The sequence below is a fragment of the Roseobacter cerffii genome (assembly GCF_054226325.1).
The window spans coordinates 998,438-1,013,950 of the sequence record NZ_CM135757.1; the positions used below are offsets into that span (position 1 = coordinate 998,438).

A 15,513-nucleotide genomic window follows, 5' to 3' on the forward strand; every position below is an offset into this window, starting at 1 on the left:
TCGGAGTGCCCGACATCTGAAATGGCTTGATCGTTTGCGCCGTGTTGGGGCGCCGGGCCGACGAGCGGGTTCCTGCGCAAACGCGAACGATCATTGCACCAGATCCGTAGAAGCGAGTTCCGCCATAAGTTGCAAATTGCTAAGCTTGGAATTTCGGAGCTGCAATCCATCTGTATCGGTGTGTGGTTTACGCTGGCCGCCGGGGCAGGGCCACCTCGGCCAATGCGAGCCACATTCGGACGCCGACGGGGAAGAGCTTTTCGTTGAAGACGAACTGATCGCCGTGGAGCCCGCCTCTCGGGCCCACGTCTCCCGCCCCAAGCCAGATGTACGCCCCATTCCCAACCGCGTTCAGAAGATAGGAGAAATCCTCGCAGCCGAGTGACGGCGGCTCACCAGTGATCACCAATTCCGTCGGCAGAAAGCTGTGGGCTGCTCGTTTCACAATGTCCGTCCCTTCAGCCGAATTGACGACAGCCGGATACCCCTTGCGATAGTCCAGTTCGACTTCGACACTGCTCGCGCGCGCGATGCCATCAGCGATCTGCGTGATCTGCGCTTCGACATGATCTGACAAGGCGGGGTCGAAAAACCGCGCTGTGCCTTGCACCTCCATCTGGGCTGGGACGATGTTGTTGATCCGCCCGCCGTGAAGCTGCGTGAACGAAAGGACCAATGCAGACCGAGGGTCGACCGTGCGACTTACGACCCGCTGCGCCGAGGTTACAAACTCTGCCGCAGCAACCAGGGGGTCGTCCCCAAGCTCGGGCATCGCCGCGTGCGCGCCTTTACCTTTGAAAGTCAGCGTGAAGTCATCGACACCTGCCATGATCGGTCCTTCGGTTGCGATCACAGCGCCCTCCTTGACACCGGGCCAACTGTGTTGCGAGAACACCTGTTCTGCTGGAAAGCGGTCAAGCAGGCCGTCGGCGACCATCTTCTTCCCACCGCCGTGTACTTCTTCGGCGGGCTGGAAGACAAAGTAGATCGTCCCGTCGAAATTGGGGCTTTCACCAAGCAGCTTCGCAGCGCCGAGAAGCATGGCCGTATGGGCATCATGACCACAGGCATGCATCACACCATCGACGTCCGAGCTGTGCGGCAAACCCGTTGCCTCCTGAACGGGCAGCGCATCCAATTCGGCGCGGAACATGATCCGACGGTCACTTTCACCGGCTGACAGAACTCCGACGACAGCCGTCTCGGACACGTCGCGGTGCACCTCCAGGCCAAAGCTCTTGAGCCTTTCTGCAACGAATTCAGCGGTTTTCGTTTCTGCGAAACCAAGTTCCGGATTGCGGTGAATGTGTCTCTGCCACTCCGTCACATGCGGCAGAACGGCGTCCAAATAGTCGTTCGTGTTCATCTGAAACCCCCTGTGCTAACGAGGCAGGCGTCGCGCTCTGCACTCGTTCACAGCAGAGGTAAAACGACTTCTCACAGCCGTCTTGTACGTAATTGCTCTAGGCCGCGCGCATCGCCTGATAGGTGCCCGGTGTAAAACCGTAGGCCCGCACGAACTGTCGCGTCAGATGGCTTTGGTCCACGAAGCCAGCGGCGGCGGATGCCATCGCCAACGGCTCACCAGCGTCTATGAGGCCTTTGGCATGCCGCAAGCGGCAATCGAGAACTAAGGCATGTGGCGAGGTGCCTTTCGCGCGCTTGAAGGATCGCACCAGATGCCACTGGGACCACCCGACCTGCTCTGCAACCTCTTCAAGGGAGATACCCTCCACCGCATGTGCGCGCAGTATCTCCTCGATCAACCGGATGCGCTGCGCGTCCTGCCGGTCATAGCACTCAGACGGTTTCTGGTCGGCGTGGCGGTCCACCAGATCGAAGAGAATCTCTGCCCAGGCAAGCTGTATGTTGATCGGGTTTGCAGACGGCGCCGCCGCGTTGTGAAAATCAGCAATTCGGGTGGCCAGGTCGGGGTCATGCACGACAGACTGGCAGAAGCGCGGAGCACGCGCCAGTTGCGCCACATTCAAAAAGTGATCCTCACGGGGATAGATGACGCGATAGGCCCATCCGAGCTCCGAGGCGGCTTCGCCGTCATGCTGTGATTGCGGGTTCACCAAGATGATGTCGCCAGGTCCGGCGACGTGAACCTTTCCTCGGCAGAAGAACGCTTCGGCACCATCGACAACGACGCCGACCACATAACCGACATGGCTATGTCTCCGGTACTTGTGCGTCTGGAACCTGGCAGAGAACAGTTCCAGATTGGAAAGGGCCGAATTGGTCCAAAAACGTTTGTCTATTCGCCGTGACTGCATGGTCTGCTCTCTCTGCAACCAGAACTGCTCGGGGCTCAATGTCCGGTTTCGCGGCCTGTCATAGCTGACAGCGTCGTGAAACCCATCAACATGGGGTCAGCCTCCGGACCAGAAGCGCCAGCGTAGCCCGTAACCGCCCATTTTCATTTTAACATATCCGAACTCTTGTACATACTGTCTCTCCCCACCAACATACAGTCATGCAGCGCGTGATGATTATTGGACAACCTGGGTCGGGCAAGTCAACGCTTGCGCGGAGCTTGGGTGCTCTGACCTTTCTGCCAGTCATCCACATGGACCAGATCCACTGGAAACCGGGTTGGACCGAACGAGACAGCGCGGAGAAGACCCAAATGGCGCTCGATGTCATCACAAGCCCTCAATGGATATTCGAAGGCGGTCACAGTGCCACGTGGCCGGAGCGATTGCATCGGGCCGACACTCTGATCTGGCTTGACCTACCCTTGGGCGTGCGCGCCTGGCGCGTGTTCTGGCGCACCCTGCGCCATTATGGCAGGACACGCCCAGACCTTCCCGATGGATGCCCGGAAAAGTTCAGCTTGGAGTTCTGGATCTGGATCTGGCAGACGCGCCAAACGGGACGTCGGAAAATGCAGGCACTCTATGAGAGTGCGCCTGACGGCAAGACCACTTACCACTTCACCTCATCGAATGCCGTAAGCGCCTTTTTGTCAGGGCTGGATGAGGCGCTTGTCATTGGCAGCTTGGGTATTCCGCACCGTTAACTCGAGGCTGTTGCTTCGCTAGACAGGCCGAATGCAATTATCTTGCGGCAATATCGTTGGGTGCATTTCGGCGGCCTGATAACTGCTGGCAAAAGTCATCGAACCGGTCGGCCCGATACTGCTTTTTCGCCACCTCGTTAATTGTCGCGGTGGGGTTTGATCAGAATGGACATCGGCTGCGACAGAAGATCTCCAAAAGACCTCTAACCTACGCAAATATGGCCAATAGCAGGGCAGTAAATCGACGACGCTGGGCGCTGTAATCACCCGACCACGGCAACACCGAGATCGATGTAGATAAGGTTGCGCGTTGGCTTATTCCGTGAGGCTGAAGCTGGCTGGTTTGTAGCCAACGAGCGATGACGGTTGCGGATCGGTTAATATTCAATGAACAAAGCTCACACTGCTGCCTCTCAAGGCTGAAGCCCGAGAGTGCATATCAGTTCGACGAACGGATATTTGCTCGCGTCAGCCTGCGCCTTCGACGCCTCGCTGACCGACGGTTCAAAAGCTCAGAAATCATGCGGCAGGAGCGCGTCGGGCACGTTCTGATAGCAGACGGGCCGAAGGAAACGGCGGATGGACAGGGTTCCCACAGAAGTTGCGCCGAAGTTGGTAGAGGCCGGATACGGGCCGCCGTGCACCATGCTGTCGGCAACTTCGACGCCGGTGGGAAAGCCGTTGACCAGCACCCGGCCTGCTTTTCGTTCGATGATCGGCATCAGTGCCTGTGCCTGTTCGGTATCCGTGTCATCCATATGGATTGTGCAGGTGAGTTGACCTTGCAGTGCCTGTGCAACCTTAACCATTTCGCGCGCGTCCTCAGCTACCACGACGATGCCAAGCGGGCCAAAGACTTCCTCCTGCAGGCTGTGATCGGCCAGCCAGTCCTTGGCCGGCACACTGTAGAGATGGGGTTTTGCCACGCGTTCAGCGCAAGCGGTACCTAGATGCTGGGCCACCGCAGGATTGGCCGCGACGCGCGCGACGCCCCGCCGATAGGCGTCCGCAATGCCGTCGGTCAGCATGGTCTGATCCGCGGCTTCGCGCAAAGCGGCCTCCGCAGCGCTGACAAACTCGTCCGCGACGGGCAGGACCACCGCGATACCAGGATTTGTGCAGAATTGCCCGGCCCCCATGGTGAGCGATCCGGCCCAGCCTACGCCGATGTCTGCGCCACGCGTCGTGACCGCACCAGGTAGTAGGAACATCGGGTTGACCGAGCCCAACTCTCCGAAGAAGGGGATGGGATCAGGACGTGCCGCGCAGAGATCAAAAAGCGCGCGCCCACCTGCCAGTGAGCCGGTGAAGCCCACCGCGCGGATGAACGGGTGCTGGACCAGCGCGGTGCCAACCTCATGCGCGTTGTCCTGGATGAAGCTGAACACGCCGGGGTGCGTGCCTGTCTTCTGGGTGGCGGCATGGATGGCGTCGGCCACCATCTCGCCGGTTCCGGGATGGGCGGCGTGGCCTTTGACCACGACAGGGCAGCCGGCTGCCAGCGCCGCTGCCGTGTCGCCGCCTCCGGTCGAAAAGGCCAGCGGAAAGTTCGAGGCGCCGAAGACGGCCACCGGACCGATGGGCCGCTGGATCATCTTCAGATCCGGCCGCGGCAACGGCGCCCGTTCGGGCAGCGCGGGATCGTGACGCTGATCGAGGTAGTCCCCTTTCAAAATGTGCTTGGCAAAGAGGCGCAGCTGTCCCGTCGTGCGCCCGCGCTCTCCCTGAAGACGCGCCTCGGGCAGGCCGGTTTCCTGCGCACCGATCTCAGTGATCGCATCCGCGCGGGTCTCGATCTCATCGGCGATGCTGTTGAGCAGGGCGGCGCGGTCCGTGCGGCTGCTGTATCCGAAGGACCAGAAGGCCTGCTCTGCGGCCTCACAAGCCTGATCCACCAGATCAGCTGTTCCGATGCAGAACGTATGGGCCGGACCATGAGCTGGATCAGATTGGAAGGTCTGGTCGGTCTCGACCCATGCGCCAGCAATCAGATGTTTGCCATGTGGTGTGAAGCTCATCGATCATATCCGTCTGTTAGTGTGGGAGGGGATAGCAGCGTCTGCCCGGCGAATGTCAGCGTTTGGTCGGGTCAAGCATGGTGCTGACGAAATCGGGCCCACGGCCTTGCGCGACGAGATCGTCCAGCCGCTCGGCCAGAACGGTGGCGAGGGGCAGGCGCGCGGGAGCCGTTTGCGCGATGAAGTCTCGGGCATAACGCAGGTCCTTCTCGGCATTGGCGATGGTGAATTGGGCGCCGTTGTAGTTGCCCTTAAGCGTCGGGCCGACCGCCTTTTGCAGGGTGCCGGAGCGTGCAGCCCCGGCCATCATCACATCATAGAGCGCCTGGGCGTCGACGCCGATCAGATCGGCGCATTGGAAGGCATCGGCCAGCAGCACGGTGGTGCCCTGAGTGACCAGGTTGTTGAGCAGCTTGGCGGCATGACCGCGACCCACCTCACCAAACCGCCGGACGGTAACAGAATAAGTCCCGCACAAAGCCTCGATGGCGGGATAGTGGGCTTCGGCGCAACCGACCAGCGACGCGAGCGTACCCTTTTGTGACTGCTCCGGCCCGCCAGTGACTGGCGCGTCAGCAAAGATCGCACCACGCTCCGCAAGGCGTCGGGCAAGGTCTTCGCTGGTGCCGGGTCGCGAGGTGGTGGTGTCGATCCAGATCTGACCGGCGCGCATATGCGGCACCAGATCCTCTGCAAGTGCAGCGACAACCTCGGCATTGGGCAGGCAGGTGAAGAGCACGTTGCTGCTCTTCAGCAAGGTCAGCGCATCCGGCGCTTCGACGGCGCCCCGGGCCAGCAGGGGCGCGATGGGTGCGCGGTTTCTGTGGGCGATCAGGCTGAGCAGGTGACCGGCGGAGAGCAGGCGGCTGGCCATGCCCGCGCCCATGAGCCCCGCGCCGATGAAGCCGATGGAGGGTTTACTCATGCCGGGGCCTCACCCTTGGCCGTCCGCGCCATGCGCACCAGGAGATCGAAGGCCTGTCGGGTGGCGCCGACGTTGGCGATGCCCTTGCCTGCAATGTCGAAGGCGGTGCCATGGGCGGGTGTGGCCACCGGGATCGGCAGGCCGCCCGCAACGGTCACGCCGCGTTCAAAGCCCATCAGCTTGATCGCGATCTGCCCCTGGTCGTGATACATGGTCACCACCGCATCGACCTCGCCCCGCTTGGCCTTCAGAAAGACCGTGTCAGACGGCCAGGGGCCGGTCACGTTCATCTGCCGGTCTTGGAAGGCCTTCACGACGGGTTCGATGATGTCGATCTCCTCGCGGCCGAACTTGCCGTTGTCGCCCGCGTGCGGGTTGAGCGCAGCCACCGCCACATGTGGACAGGCCTTGCCGGAGCGGGCCAGTGTCGCATGTGCCAGCTCAATCGCGCGTTCGATGCCGGGGCCGTCGATGTTGGCGGCGACATCCTTGAGCCCGATGTGGCTGGTGACCCGGGTGGTCATCAGCTCGTCCAGCACGTTGATTTCCGAGTGATAGCCGGTGAAGCCCAGATAGCGCGCCATATAGCGGTGTTCGTCCTCGGCATTGAGCCCTGCGGAGGTCATCGCCGCCTTGTTGAAGGGGGCAAAGAGCACGCCGTCTACATGCCCCGCCTGGGCCAGATCGAGCGCTTTATCCAGACAGCGCAATGAGGTTGTGCCACCCGCGACCGTCACTTTGGCAATGCGCACCGCACCGGGCGCGATGGTCTCCAGATCGAGGTGTGCAAGCCCCGTGAAACCTGGCACATCCGTCTCGGCAATGGTGTTGAGGGCAACCTCAAGTCCAGCCTGATCGGCGCCGCGGCGCCAGAGGTGCGCATCGCCTACAAGCAGGATATCCGCCGCCGCGCGCACGCCGTCTTCGGCCAGGAGCCGGGCGATCAGTTCCGGACCGATCCCGGACGGATCACCGGGCACGATGGCTAATCTGGGACGCATTACTGGTTTTCCTTTGTGGTTTCGGCCTCTGCCATGGCCGCTGCGATGTTGGTCTCAGCGGTGCGGAGATGTTGTTTCAGGGCGCGTCTGGCCGCTTTCGCGTCGCGGGACTTCAGCGCATCGACAATCTCGAGGTGCTCGCGGCGGGTGCCGTCGCGGCTCGGGATGCGTTGCGACGACAGGAAGCGCACCCGCCAGAGCCGCGCGTTGTAGGTGGCGTGGGTTTCGGCCAGCGCCCGGTTGCCCGAGGCTGCGACGATGGCCTCGTGAAAGGTCATGTCGCGGCGAAAGGCTTCGAGCTGGCCGTCTGTGTCGCGCGCCTCCTTGATCGAGGCATTAAGGGTCTCGATCTCAGCCAGTTGCTGGTCACTGGCCACCTCGCAGGCGAGCTCTCCGGCGAGGGCTTCAAGCGCGCCCTGCACGCGCAACCAGTCGTTGATCTGGTCCAGCGACGGGTCGGCGACATACGGACGGCGGGTCGGGCCGTATTCGATCAGGCCCTCGCCTTCGAGGATGCGCAGGGCCTCTTTCAAGGGGGTGCGGCTGATGCCGAAGGCTTCGGCCAGATCACGCTCGCGCACCGGCATGCCGGGGGCCAGTTTGCCCAGCATGATGAACTCGCGCAGGTTGTCCGCCGCCTCGGAGGCCAGCGATTTGCGTGGCTTGAGTTCCGCGAAATTCCGCAGCTCATTTGTCCAGGCGGCATCACTCATCTCATTTGCCCCATCTCAGCACCAGAGGATCGAGCGGGCGCAGCAGGTCGATCATCCGTGTGCGGATCGCCGGGTGCAGGGGTGGAATCGGGTGGCGGCAAAATTCCGATGCGATCACGCCGCCTTCGACCATCGCCGCCTTGCAGGATTGCCAGCCGCATTGCCGGTTCTCGTGGTTGATGGCCATCGCCACGCGCCCATAGGCGTCGGTGGCTCCACCCACATCGCCGCCAAGGTGCTTGGTGATGACCGGTTTGATCTGATCGACGATCGTGCCGCTGGTCATCGACCCCGTGGCGCCAGCGTCGAGATCGGCCAGAAGGGTGATCGCCTCTTCCCCGTCAAACGGCGCCTCGATGGCGTCGCCACCTTCGGAGATCAAGGCGCGGATCTTGTTCGCCGCCCGCGGGCATTCGATCTTGAAGAGCTTCACGGCCTCAATCTCCTGCGCCATGCGCACCAACAGCGGCACGGGCAGATCAACACCGGAAAGCGGCGCGTCCTGCACCATGATCGGAATACCCACCTCACCCACGGCGGCGAATTGTTCAAAGCTCTGCTCGGGCGTGCCTTTCAGCAGGGCGCCGTGATAGGGCGGCATCATCATCACGATGTCCGCACCCAGATCCTTGGCAAAGCGCGCGCGCTCGACCGCGATCTGAGTGGCATAGTGGCTGATCGTCACGATCACCGGCACGCGCCCCGCGATATGCTCGACACTGAGGCGCGCGAGGGTTTCGCGCTCGGCGTCCGAGATCAGGAACTGTTCGGAGAAATTCGCCAGCACGCAAATGCCGTCTGCACCCTGATCGATCAGGCAGTCAAGCACCCGCTTCATGCCATAGAGATCGAGCGTTCCATCCTCGTGAAACGGGGTGGGGGCGACGGGCCAAATGCCGGTGTATTGGGTCATTCTGTGATCTCGAAATACTTCAGTTGCGTGTCGCTGATGGTGATGCCCAGACCGGGGGTGTCGTCATCCAGTTGCAGATACCCGTCCACGGCTTCGGCATCGCCTTCAAAGATGTAATAGAACAACTCGTTCCCGACCTCGACATCGAAGACCGGAAAATACTCGCTGATCGGGCAATTCGTGTTGGCCATGGTCAGATGATAATTGTGCATCTGGCCCGCATGCGGGATCACGGGGATCTGCGCGGCCTCGGCAATGGCGTTGATCTTCTGCGCCGCGGTGATGCCGCCCACCCGGTTGGTGTCATATTGCAGCACGCTAACGGCTTTGCGGTTGATCAACTCGGCACAGCCGATGACGCTGAACTCATGCTCGCCGCCTGAAATGGGCACGATCCCCATGGCGTTCAGCTCCGCATAGCCCGCCACATCATCGGCGATGACAGGCTCCTCCAGCCAGCGCGGCTCGTATTTGGCCAGCTTCGGCAGCATGCGCTTGGCGTAATCGAGGTTCCAGCCCATGTAGCATTCGAGCATGAGATCCACATCATAGCCCAGCACTTCGCGCAGCGCCTCGACCCGTTTGAGGTTCTCGCGCATGCCCGCCATGCCGTCCCGCGGGCCAAAGCCGAAGCGCGACTTATAGGCCTGATAGCCGTTCTTTTGCGCCTCTTCCGCCTCACGCTGCATCGCCTCGACGCTGTCGGCATAGAGCTTGGAGTAATAGACCGGGATTTTCTCCTTGGTGCGCCCGCCCAGCAGCTTGAAGACCGGCTTGCCGACCAGCTTGCCCATCAGGTCCCAGATTGCGATGTCGATGGCGGAGATGGCTGTCATGCCGATGCCCTTGCGACCCCAGGCATGGGTGCGGCGGTACATCTTTTCCCAGATGTAGGCGTAGTCGAACGGGTCCTCGCCCACCACCAGCGGGGCGTACCAGTCGTCAATGGCCTGTTTCACCACCGATGGGGCGAGGGCGGCGTTGCCGATCCCGATGGTGCCATCCTCGGCCTCGACCTCGCAGGTGAGCCACTGGTGAAACCGGAAGGAGGCCATCGCATCGCCCGCCATGCCCAGTGCATCCGACGCATTTGTGCAGAAGTTGCCCTGAGGCGGGACGGTGGGCCCTGTCCAGTTCCAGACGCGTGTGCGGACAGATTTGATCCTGGTCATGATTTACTCTCCGGTCGAAGTCAGCGGATCGCGTTGTTTGAACAGACGTAAGACGAACGGTCCGAACAAGGCGAGGATGGTCAGCATAAAGAACAACAGCGTGAGCGGGCGGGTGAACATCAGCCACCACTGATCGTCGAGCATGATCAGGGACTGGCCGAGCCTCTTCTCGAGCATCCCGCCGAGGATGAGCCCGATCGCCAGCGGCACCACCGAATAGCCGAAGCGGCGCATGAAGTAGCCGATCACGCCGGAAGCCAGGGCGATGTAGACATCAAGCATCGACTGATCGAGCGCGTAGGCGCCGACAATCGAGAAGGTGAAGACAATGGGCCAGAGGATCTGCACCGGTACGAAGGTCACCCGGGCAAAGAGTTTGGCACCAAAGAGGCCCACGAAGATGAACATCACATTCACCAGCAGCATCGCCCAGAAGATCGCATAGGCGAACTCGGCCTGTTCGGTGAACATCGTAGGCCCGGGCTGGAGCCCATGCACCATGAGACCCGCGAGGATGACGGCTGCCGTCGGGCTACCCGGGATGCCGAGCGCCAGGGTGGGAACCATCGCGCCGCCGGTGGCGGAGTTGTTGGCCGCTTCGGAGCCGGCAATGCCCTCGACCGAGCCTTTGCCGAATTCTTCCGGCGTTTTCGACCAGCGCCGTGCCTCGTTGTAGCCGATCATCGACGCAACCGTGGCGCCTTCGGCGGGCAGGATGCCGATGAAGGTGCCGATGCCGGAGCTGCGCAGGATGGTCTTCCAGACCTTGCGGTAGTCAGCGCGCGAGGGCAGCTTGATCGCCTTCATGAAGACCTGTTTGCGTTCGACGTTCAGCCGCTCGGCCTGCACCAGCAGTTCGGAGATGCCAAAGATACCGATCATCACGGGCACGAAACCGATGCCCTCGGACAGCTCGTTAAAGCCGAAGGTAAAGCGCTCGACGGTGGTCAGAAGGTCCTTGCCCACGGTGGCGAGCAGCACGCCCAGCGCCCCGGCGATGATGTTCTTGAGCGGTGTGCCGTCCCCGATGGTCGCCAGCATGGAGATGCCAAAGACCGTGAGCGCGAAGTATTCCGGCGGGGCAAAGTTGTAAGCCATGCGCGCCATCAAGGGGGCCGCCATCATCAGGCAGACCACCGAGATGATCCCGCCGATGGTCGAGGATACGGTGGCCATGCCCAGGGCGCGACCCGCCTCGCCCCGCTGCGCCAGCGGAAAGCCGTCAAGGCAGGTCGTGGCGCTGGCCGAGGTGCCCGGCGTGTTGATCAGGATCGCCGTGATCGCCCCGGCAAAGGTCGCCGCGCAATAGATGGTCGTCAGGATCGCGATGGCCGGGACCGGGTCCATCGTGATGGTGAAGGGCAGCAGCAGTGCGGCCCCGGTTGTCGCATTCAGCCCCGGCAGGGCGCCGATGATCACACCGCCCAGCGTGGCCGCGAAGAGCAGCACCAGTAGCCCGGGTTCCAGAAGGACGGTGAGACCTGAAAAGAGCGCTTCCATGAGGTTTTACCCGTACCAGAGGTTGGTCAGGAGGCCGCGGGGGAAGCGGATCCTGAACACACTGTCAAAGAGCAGGAAGATGAGACCGGGGCTGAGGATGCTGACCAGCCCGATGCCCCAGAGGCGTCGCTCGCCCCAGAGCCAGGCCAGCGCGCCCGCAAAAACGCCGAGGCCGAGGAAGAGATCGATCTGCGCCAGCGCGGAAAACACGACGAAGAGGCCAATGCTGGTCCAGACATTGAGCCCGATGGGATCGTGTTCGATGGGACGGTCGAAGATCATGACCAGAACGGAGAGGGCAATGATCAGCAGCAGGACCATCTGGGGGAAATCCGACGGCTGCATTCCGCGCAGCAGGATCGGCGGGACCCGGTCGAATTGTGTGCTGAACCAGTAGGCCAGCAGGCAAAAGGCAATCGTGCCGCAGGGGACCGCATAGCGTGTCATCGCATCTGCTCTCAAAGAAAGAGGGTGGGGACCGATCCGCAGCCAAATCTGCGAATCGGTTTTAATGCTTGGCTTATTCGATGAAGCCCAGTTCGCGCAGGGCGGCATCCATATCCGCCTGCATTGAGGTCAGCTGGTTGCCCCAGACCTCCGACCCGGCGACGGAGCTCGCATCCAGGCCCACCGAGGTCAGGAAACCCTGATAGACGGTGTGGTTCATTGCGTTGACCAGCGCCCCTTCGATCTTCGCGGCCACGTCATCGGGCGTGTCGGCGTGTACCACGAAGCCGCGCACGGTGGAGAAGTTGGCATCAATGCCAAGTTCCTGCGCCGTGGAGACATCGGGCAGGCCGCTCATGCGCTCTGGTGCCAGCACCACGATGGGACAGATGTCCCCCGCATCAATCTGCGATCCAGCTTCGGCGAGGTTCAGAACCGCGACGTCGACCGCACCGGCGACAAGCTGTGTCGCGAGTTCGCCACCGCCTTCAAACGGCACGATTTTCGGTGTGGCCAGCTCACCGCGGCGGGCAAACATGAAGGCCGAGACGTCGTCGATACCACCCAGATGCGTGGTGCCATAGGTCAACGGCTCGTCCTTCTGCGCGGCCACGAAGGCCTCGGCCGACTCGTAAACGCCGCAGCGTGTCATCAGGATTTGGGGATCATCCGTGCCGCGTGCAATCGGCCGCACGTCGTCCAGCGTCATGTCCGTTTTGCCAAGCGCCACCGTTGCGGAGTGACCGATTGTGAAGGTCAGGATGCTGTGACCATCGGCCTCCTGCGTCAGATAATAATCCATGGCCGAGGCGCCGCCGCCCCCGCGCTTGTTCACGACGACCATGTCTGTGTCGAGTTCGCGCCGCGCGCGGATCATCATCATCCTTGTGGTGACGTCGGTGCCGCCGCCATTCCCGGCGTGGGTTACAACCTCGATGGTTTTTGATGGGTATTCCTCGGCGACGACATCCCCGCCGATCACCGCAGCAGCTGCTGCAAGAGCCAAAAACTTTTTCATAGTGTCCTCCCTTTCACTCAGCGCCTCCCGCGCTTGGCGAATCAAGTATCATGGTATTTGGTATTTTGGAATACCAAATACTGTTTGGGATATCGGTCACGGATTTCTGCCTGCCACAGTCGGTTTACTTAGTGAGGGGATCGCGCTGACAAGCATCGCGCTGCCCGGCCAGATGATGGGACCAATCAGGCGTCAATGACGGCGAAAGCCTCAGCAGTTTCGCAAGGGTGCGCCCCTTTGCACAGTCAGAGGAGGTGCAGACCGAGATAGGTGATCACGCCACCAAGAAGAGCGTAGAGAACACAGGGTATCAAAGTACGTGCCAGGATCTCGCCCTCCCGCCCTGTCAGGCCGACGGTGGCGCCTCCTGCAATGATGTTGTGCGGTGCGACGATATTCCCGATGGCTGCGCCAAAGCCTTGCGCAGCGGCAAGCGGCGGTGCGGAATACGCAAGCTGCGCCGCCGTTGTGACCTGAAGCTGAGTGAACAGGATGTTTGACGCCGTTGCGGATCCCGTGATGAAGGTGCCCAGAACGCCGACAATCGGTGCGAGGAGGGGCCAGGCGGGGCCAACACTCGACGCCGCAGAGGCTAAGGCGCCGATCATGCCTGCGTGAACCATCAGCCGTGACAGCGTCAGCATGATTAGCAGGGCGAGTGCCACCGGAAGCAAACGCTGGAGCGCTGCGATGAGTGCGGCAGGCAACGCGCGTTGCTCACCCGATGCCATTGCGCCAAGAATGAGCCCGATGAAGAGCGCCGTGCCCGGATGATAAAGGGGCTGGAACGCGCCGGTGTAGATGTCATCAAGGGCCCATTCGAGCGACAGCGCGCTTAGACTGTCCTGTACCGGCTCAATCAGTCGCGTGAGCAAGACCAACACAACGATCAGCAGATAAGGGGCGAGGTCTGACAGGATTTGGCGCGGATCGAATGACCTTGGAGACCGGCGCGGCAGGCACAACACAAAGGTCACCGCTCCGATCAGCGCGCCGCCAAGCGTGGGCAGTTCCGGCCCGATCACCGATGCCAGCACAAGCGAGGGGACAACAAAGCACAGCGCGGCGAGCGCGGTCCAGCCAAGATCATACCGCGACAAAGTCGCTCCGGCGGCCAGTCGCACCATGGCCAACAGAAGGAGCGGACCGCAGATGGCATGCAGGGCGGCGGTATTCCTCGCGATGTCTTGCGCGTTCAGACCGGAAGCGGAGACCTGGGCCAGAACCGGCGTGCCGACAGCACCGAAGGACACACCCGCCGCATGGCCCAGCAGCGCCAGAACAACAGCCCTCACCGGGGAAAACCCGAGCCCGACGAGGAGCGGCGCTGCAAGCGCGACAGGCGTTCCGAAGCCCGCTGCGCCTTCCATGAACAATCCGAAAAACCACGCGATCAGGATCGCCTGAAGTCGTCGGTCCTTGGTCAGCGACGCCAGTGTGTCGCGAATGCGGGCAATTGCACCGGTCCGCCTCTGATATTCGAAGATCGCCAGCGCTGGCAGGATGATCCAAAGAATTGTCATCGTCGAATGTGCAGCTTCTGCTGCGATGCCACGCACGAAGCGCATACTCCCAGACCCTTCCGCGGCACTGGGTAGAAACACGGTGAGTGCAAGAAGCAGCGCCAGAGCGAGCCCTGCGGATCCCGCAACAACCGCGGAACGGCGCAGCAGTCCCATTCCGATCAGGATCACGGCAAGCGGCGTGGCCGCCAAAAACGCAGACACCGATCAGGCGCCTGCAGTTGCCAGAACCGGGTGGACCGGCGCGCCGTCCCGCTCGAAAGCAGAGATATTGGCGATGGTCGTCTCTGCGATGGCGGTTACCGCTTCATGTGTAAAGAACGCTTGGTGGCCGGTGATCAAGACGTTGGGAAAGGTCAGCAGGCGGGCAAAGACATCATCAGGAATGAACGTCTGGGACAGGTCGTTGAAGAAGAGGTCCGCTTCCTCTTCGTAGACATCGAGCCCGACACTGCCGATCTGCCCGTCCTTGAGACCGGCGATCAGGGCAGAGGTGTCCACGACCGCACCGCGGCTCGTGTTGATCAGCATGACGCCCGGCTTCATCTTCGCAATCGCATCCGCATCGATCAAATGATGTGTTTGCGGCATGAGCGGGCATTGCAACGTGATGACATCGCTTTGCCGGAACAAATCGTCGAGGTCGGTGTAGTGCACACCGAGCGCAGTGCAGGTGGGATTCTCGACCGGATCGTATGCCAGTAAGGCGCATCCAAAGCCTTTCAAAATCCGGGCCACAAGCGCACCGATCTTGCCGGTGCCGACAATACCGATCGTCTTGCCGTGAAGATCGAAGCCAAGCAGCCCATCCAGGGCAAAATTCCCTTCCCGAACACGGTTATAGGCCCGGTGCATTTTGCGGTTGAGCGTCAGGATCAGAGCAATCGTGTGTTCGGCCACCGCATGCGGGGAATAGGCCGGGACACGTGCGACGGTGATGCCAGCGTCCGCTGCGGCGGCCAGATCAACATGGTTGAACCCGGCAGAGCGCAGAGCAATCATTCGGATGCCCGCGCCCGCGAGTTCCGAAATCGTTTCCGCATTCAGGTCATCATTCACGAAGGCGCAGACAACATCGAACCCATGCGCTAGGGAGGCCGTCTCCAGTGATAGGCGCACGTCCAGAAATGTCAGTTCGTGGGCTCCTTGGTTCGCTGCTGTGATGTAGCTTTGGTCGAATGGTTTCGTGCTGAATACGACGATCTTCATTTTCGGCCGCGCCTCCGGTTTGGTTGATGTCGCCTGATCTGGTCTCGCG

At 61.6% G+C, this 15,513-nt stretch carries 14 protein-coding genes; 1 reads left to right on the forward strand and 13 read right to left on the reverse strand.

All coding sequences use genetic code 11. From position 1 onward, the window contains the following. Positions 1 to 187: 187 nt before the first annotated feature. Complete coding sequence (locus tag ACVC7O_RS04890; RefSeq protein ID WP_458324966.1) at positions 188 to 1,366, reverse strand: amidohydrolase; 1,179 nt, start codon at positions 1,364 to 1,366, stop codon at positions 188 to 190. Between the two features lie 97 nt (positions 1,367 to 1,463). Continuing rightward, entirely contained in the window at positions 1,464 to 2,279 is an 816-nt protein-coding gene (locus tag ACVC7O_RS04895) for an AraC family transcriptional regulator (RefSeq protein ID WP_458324967.1), read from the reverse strand. A gap of 200 nt (positions 2,280 to 2,479) precedes the next feature. Between ACVC7O_RS04895 and ACVC7O_RS04900 the strand changes: the two genes are divergently transcribed. Continuing rightward, positions 2,480 to 3,025, forward strand: coding sequence for an AAA family ATPase (locus tag ACVC7O_RS04900; RefSeq protein ID WP_458324968.1), 546 nt, complete (start codon positions 2,480 to 2,482; stop codon positions 3,023 to 3,025). A 512-nt stretch (positions 3,026 to 3,537) separates the two neighbouring features. On the opposite strand, the gene ACVC7O_RS04905 is transcribed toward ACVC7O_RS04900, so the two are convergent. From ACVC7O_RS04905 to ACVC7O_RS04955, 11 genes are all read right to left on the reverse strand, one after another. Continuing rightward, complete coding sequence (locus tag ACVC7O_RS04905; RefSeq protein WP_458324969.1) at positions 3,538 to 5,043, reverse strand: aldehyde dehydrogenase (NADP(+)); 1,506 nt, start codon at positions 5,041 to 5,043, stop codon at positions 3,538 to 3,540. A 55-nt stretch (positions 5,044 to 5,098) separates the two neighbouring features. Further along, positions 5,099 to 5,968, reverse strand: a complete 870-nt coding sequence (locus tag ACVC7O_RS04910) for an NAD(P)-dependent oxidoreductase (RefSeq protein WP_458324970.1) — start codon at positions 5,966 to 5,968, stop codon at positions 5,099 to 5,101. Then, complete coding sequence (locus ACVC7O_RS04915; protein ID WP_458324971.1) at positions 5,965 to 6,969, reverse strand: 4-hydroxythreonine-4-phosphate dehydrogenase PdxA; 1,005 nt, start codon at positions 6,967 to 6,969, stop codon at positions 5,965 to 5,967. The genes ACVC7O_RS04910 and ACVC7O_RS04915 overlap by 4 nt, the downstream gene beginning before the upstream one ends. Then, complete coding sequence (locus tag ACVC7O_RS04920; RefSeq protein WP_458324972.1) at positions 6,969 to 7,682, reverse strand: GntR family transcriptional regulator; 714 nt, start codon at positions 7,680 to 7,682, stop codon at positions 6,969 to 6,971. Before ACVC7O_RS04920 ends, ACVC7O_RS04915 begins: the two co-directional genes overlap by 1 nt. Position 7,683: 1 nt before the next feature. Beyond that, entirely contained in the window at positions 7,684 to 8,595 is a 912-nt protein-coding gene (locus ACVC7O_RS04925) for a dihydrodipicolinate synthase family protein (protein ID WP_458324973.1), read from the reverse strand. Further along, complete coding sequence (locus tag ACVC7O_RS04930; RefSeq protein ID WP_458324974.1) at positions 8,592 to 9,767, reverse strand: L-rhamnonate dehydratase; 1,176 nt, start codon at positions 9,765 to 9,767, stop codon at positions 8,592 to 8,594. Before ACVC7O_RS04930 ends, ACVC7O_RS04925 begins: the two co-directional genes overlap by 4 nt. A gap of 3 nt (positions 9,768 to 9,770) precedes the next feature. Continuing rightward, positions 9,771 to 11,267: a tripartite tricarboxylate transporter permease gene (locus ACVC7O_RS04935; RefSeq protein ID WP_458324975.1), complete on the reverse strand. Its 1,497-nt coding sequence runs from the start codon at positions 11,265 to 11,267 to the stop codon at positions 9,771 to 9,773. 6 nt (positions 11,268 to 11,273) lie between these two features. Beyond that, positions 11,274 to 11,714: a tripartite tricarboxylate transporter TctB family protein gene (locus ACVC7O_RS04940; RefSeq protein ID WP_458324976.1), complete on the reverse strand. Its 441-nt coding sequence runs from the start codon at positions 11,712 to 11,714 to the stop codon at positions 11,274 to 11,276. A 73-nt stretch (positions 11,715 to 11,787) separates the two neighbouring features. Then, complete coding sequence (locus ACVC7O_RS04945) at positions 11,788 to 12,732, reverse strand: Bug family tripartite tricarboxylate transporter substrate binding protein (protein ID WP_458324977.1); 945 nt, start codon at positions 12,730 to 12,732, stop codon at positions 11,788 to 11,790. 245 nt (positions 12,733 to 12,977) lie between these two features. Then, a complete protein-coding gene (locus tag ACVC7O_RS04950) occupies positions 12,978 to 14,459 on the reverse strand; it encodes an L-lactate permease (protein ID WP_458324978.1) in 1,482 nt (493 codons plus the stop codon). A gap of 3 nt (positions 14,460 to 14,462) precedes the next feature. Further along, positions 14,463 to 15,464, reverse strand: a complete 1,002-nt coding sequence (locus ACVC7O_RS04955; protein ID WP_458324979.1) for a 2-hydroxyacid dehydrogenase — start codon at positions 15,462 to 15,464, stop codon at positions 14,463 to 14,465. Positions 15,465 to 15,513 lie beyond the last annotated feature (49 nt).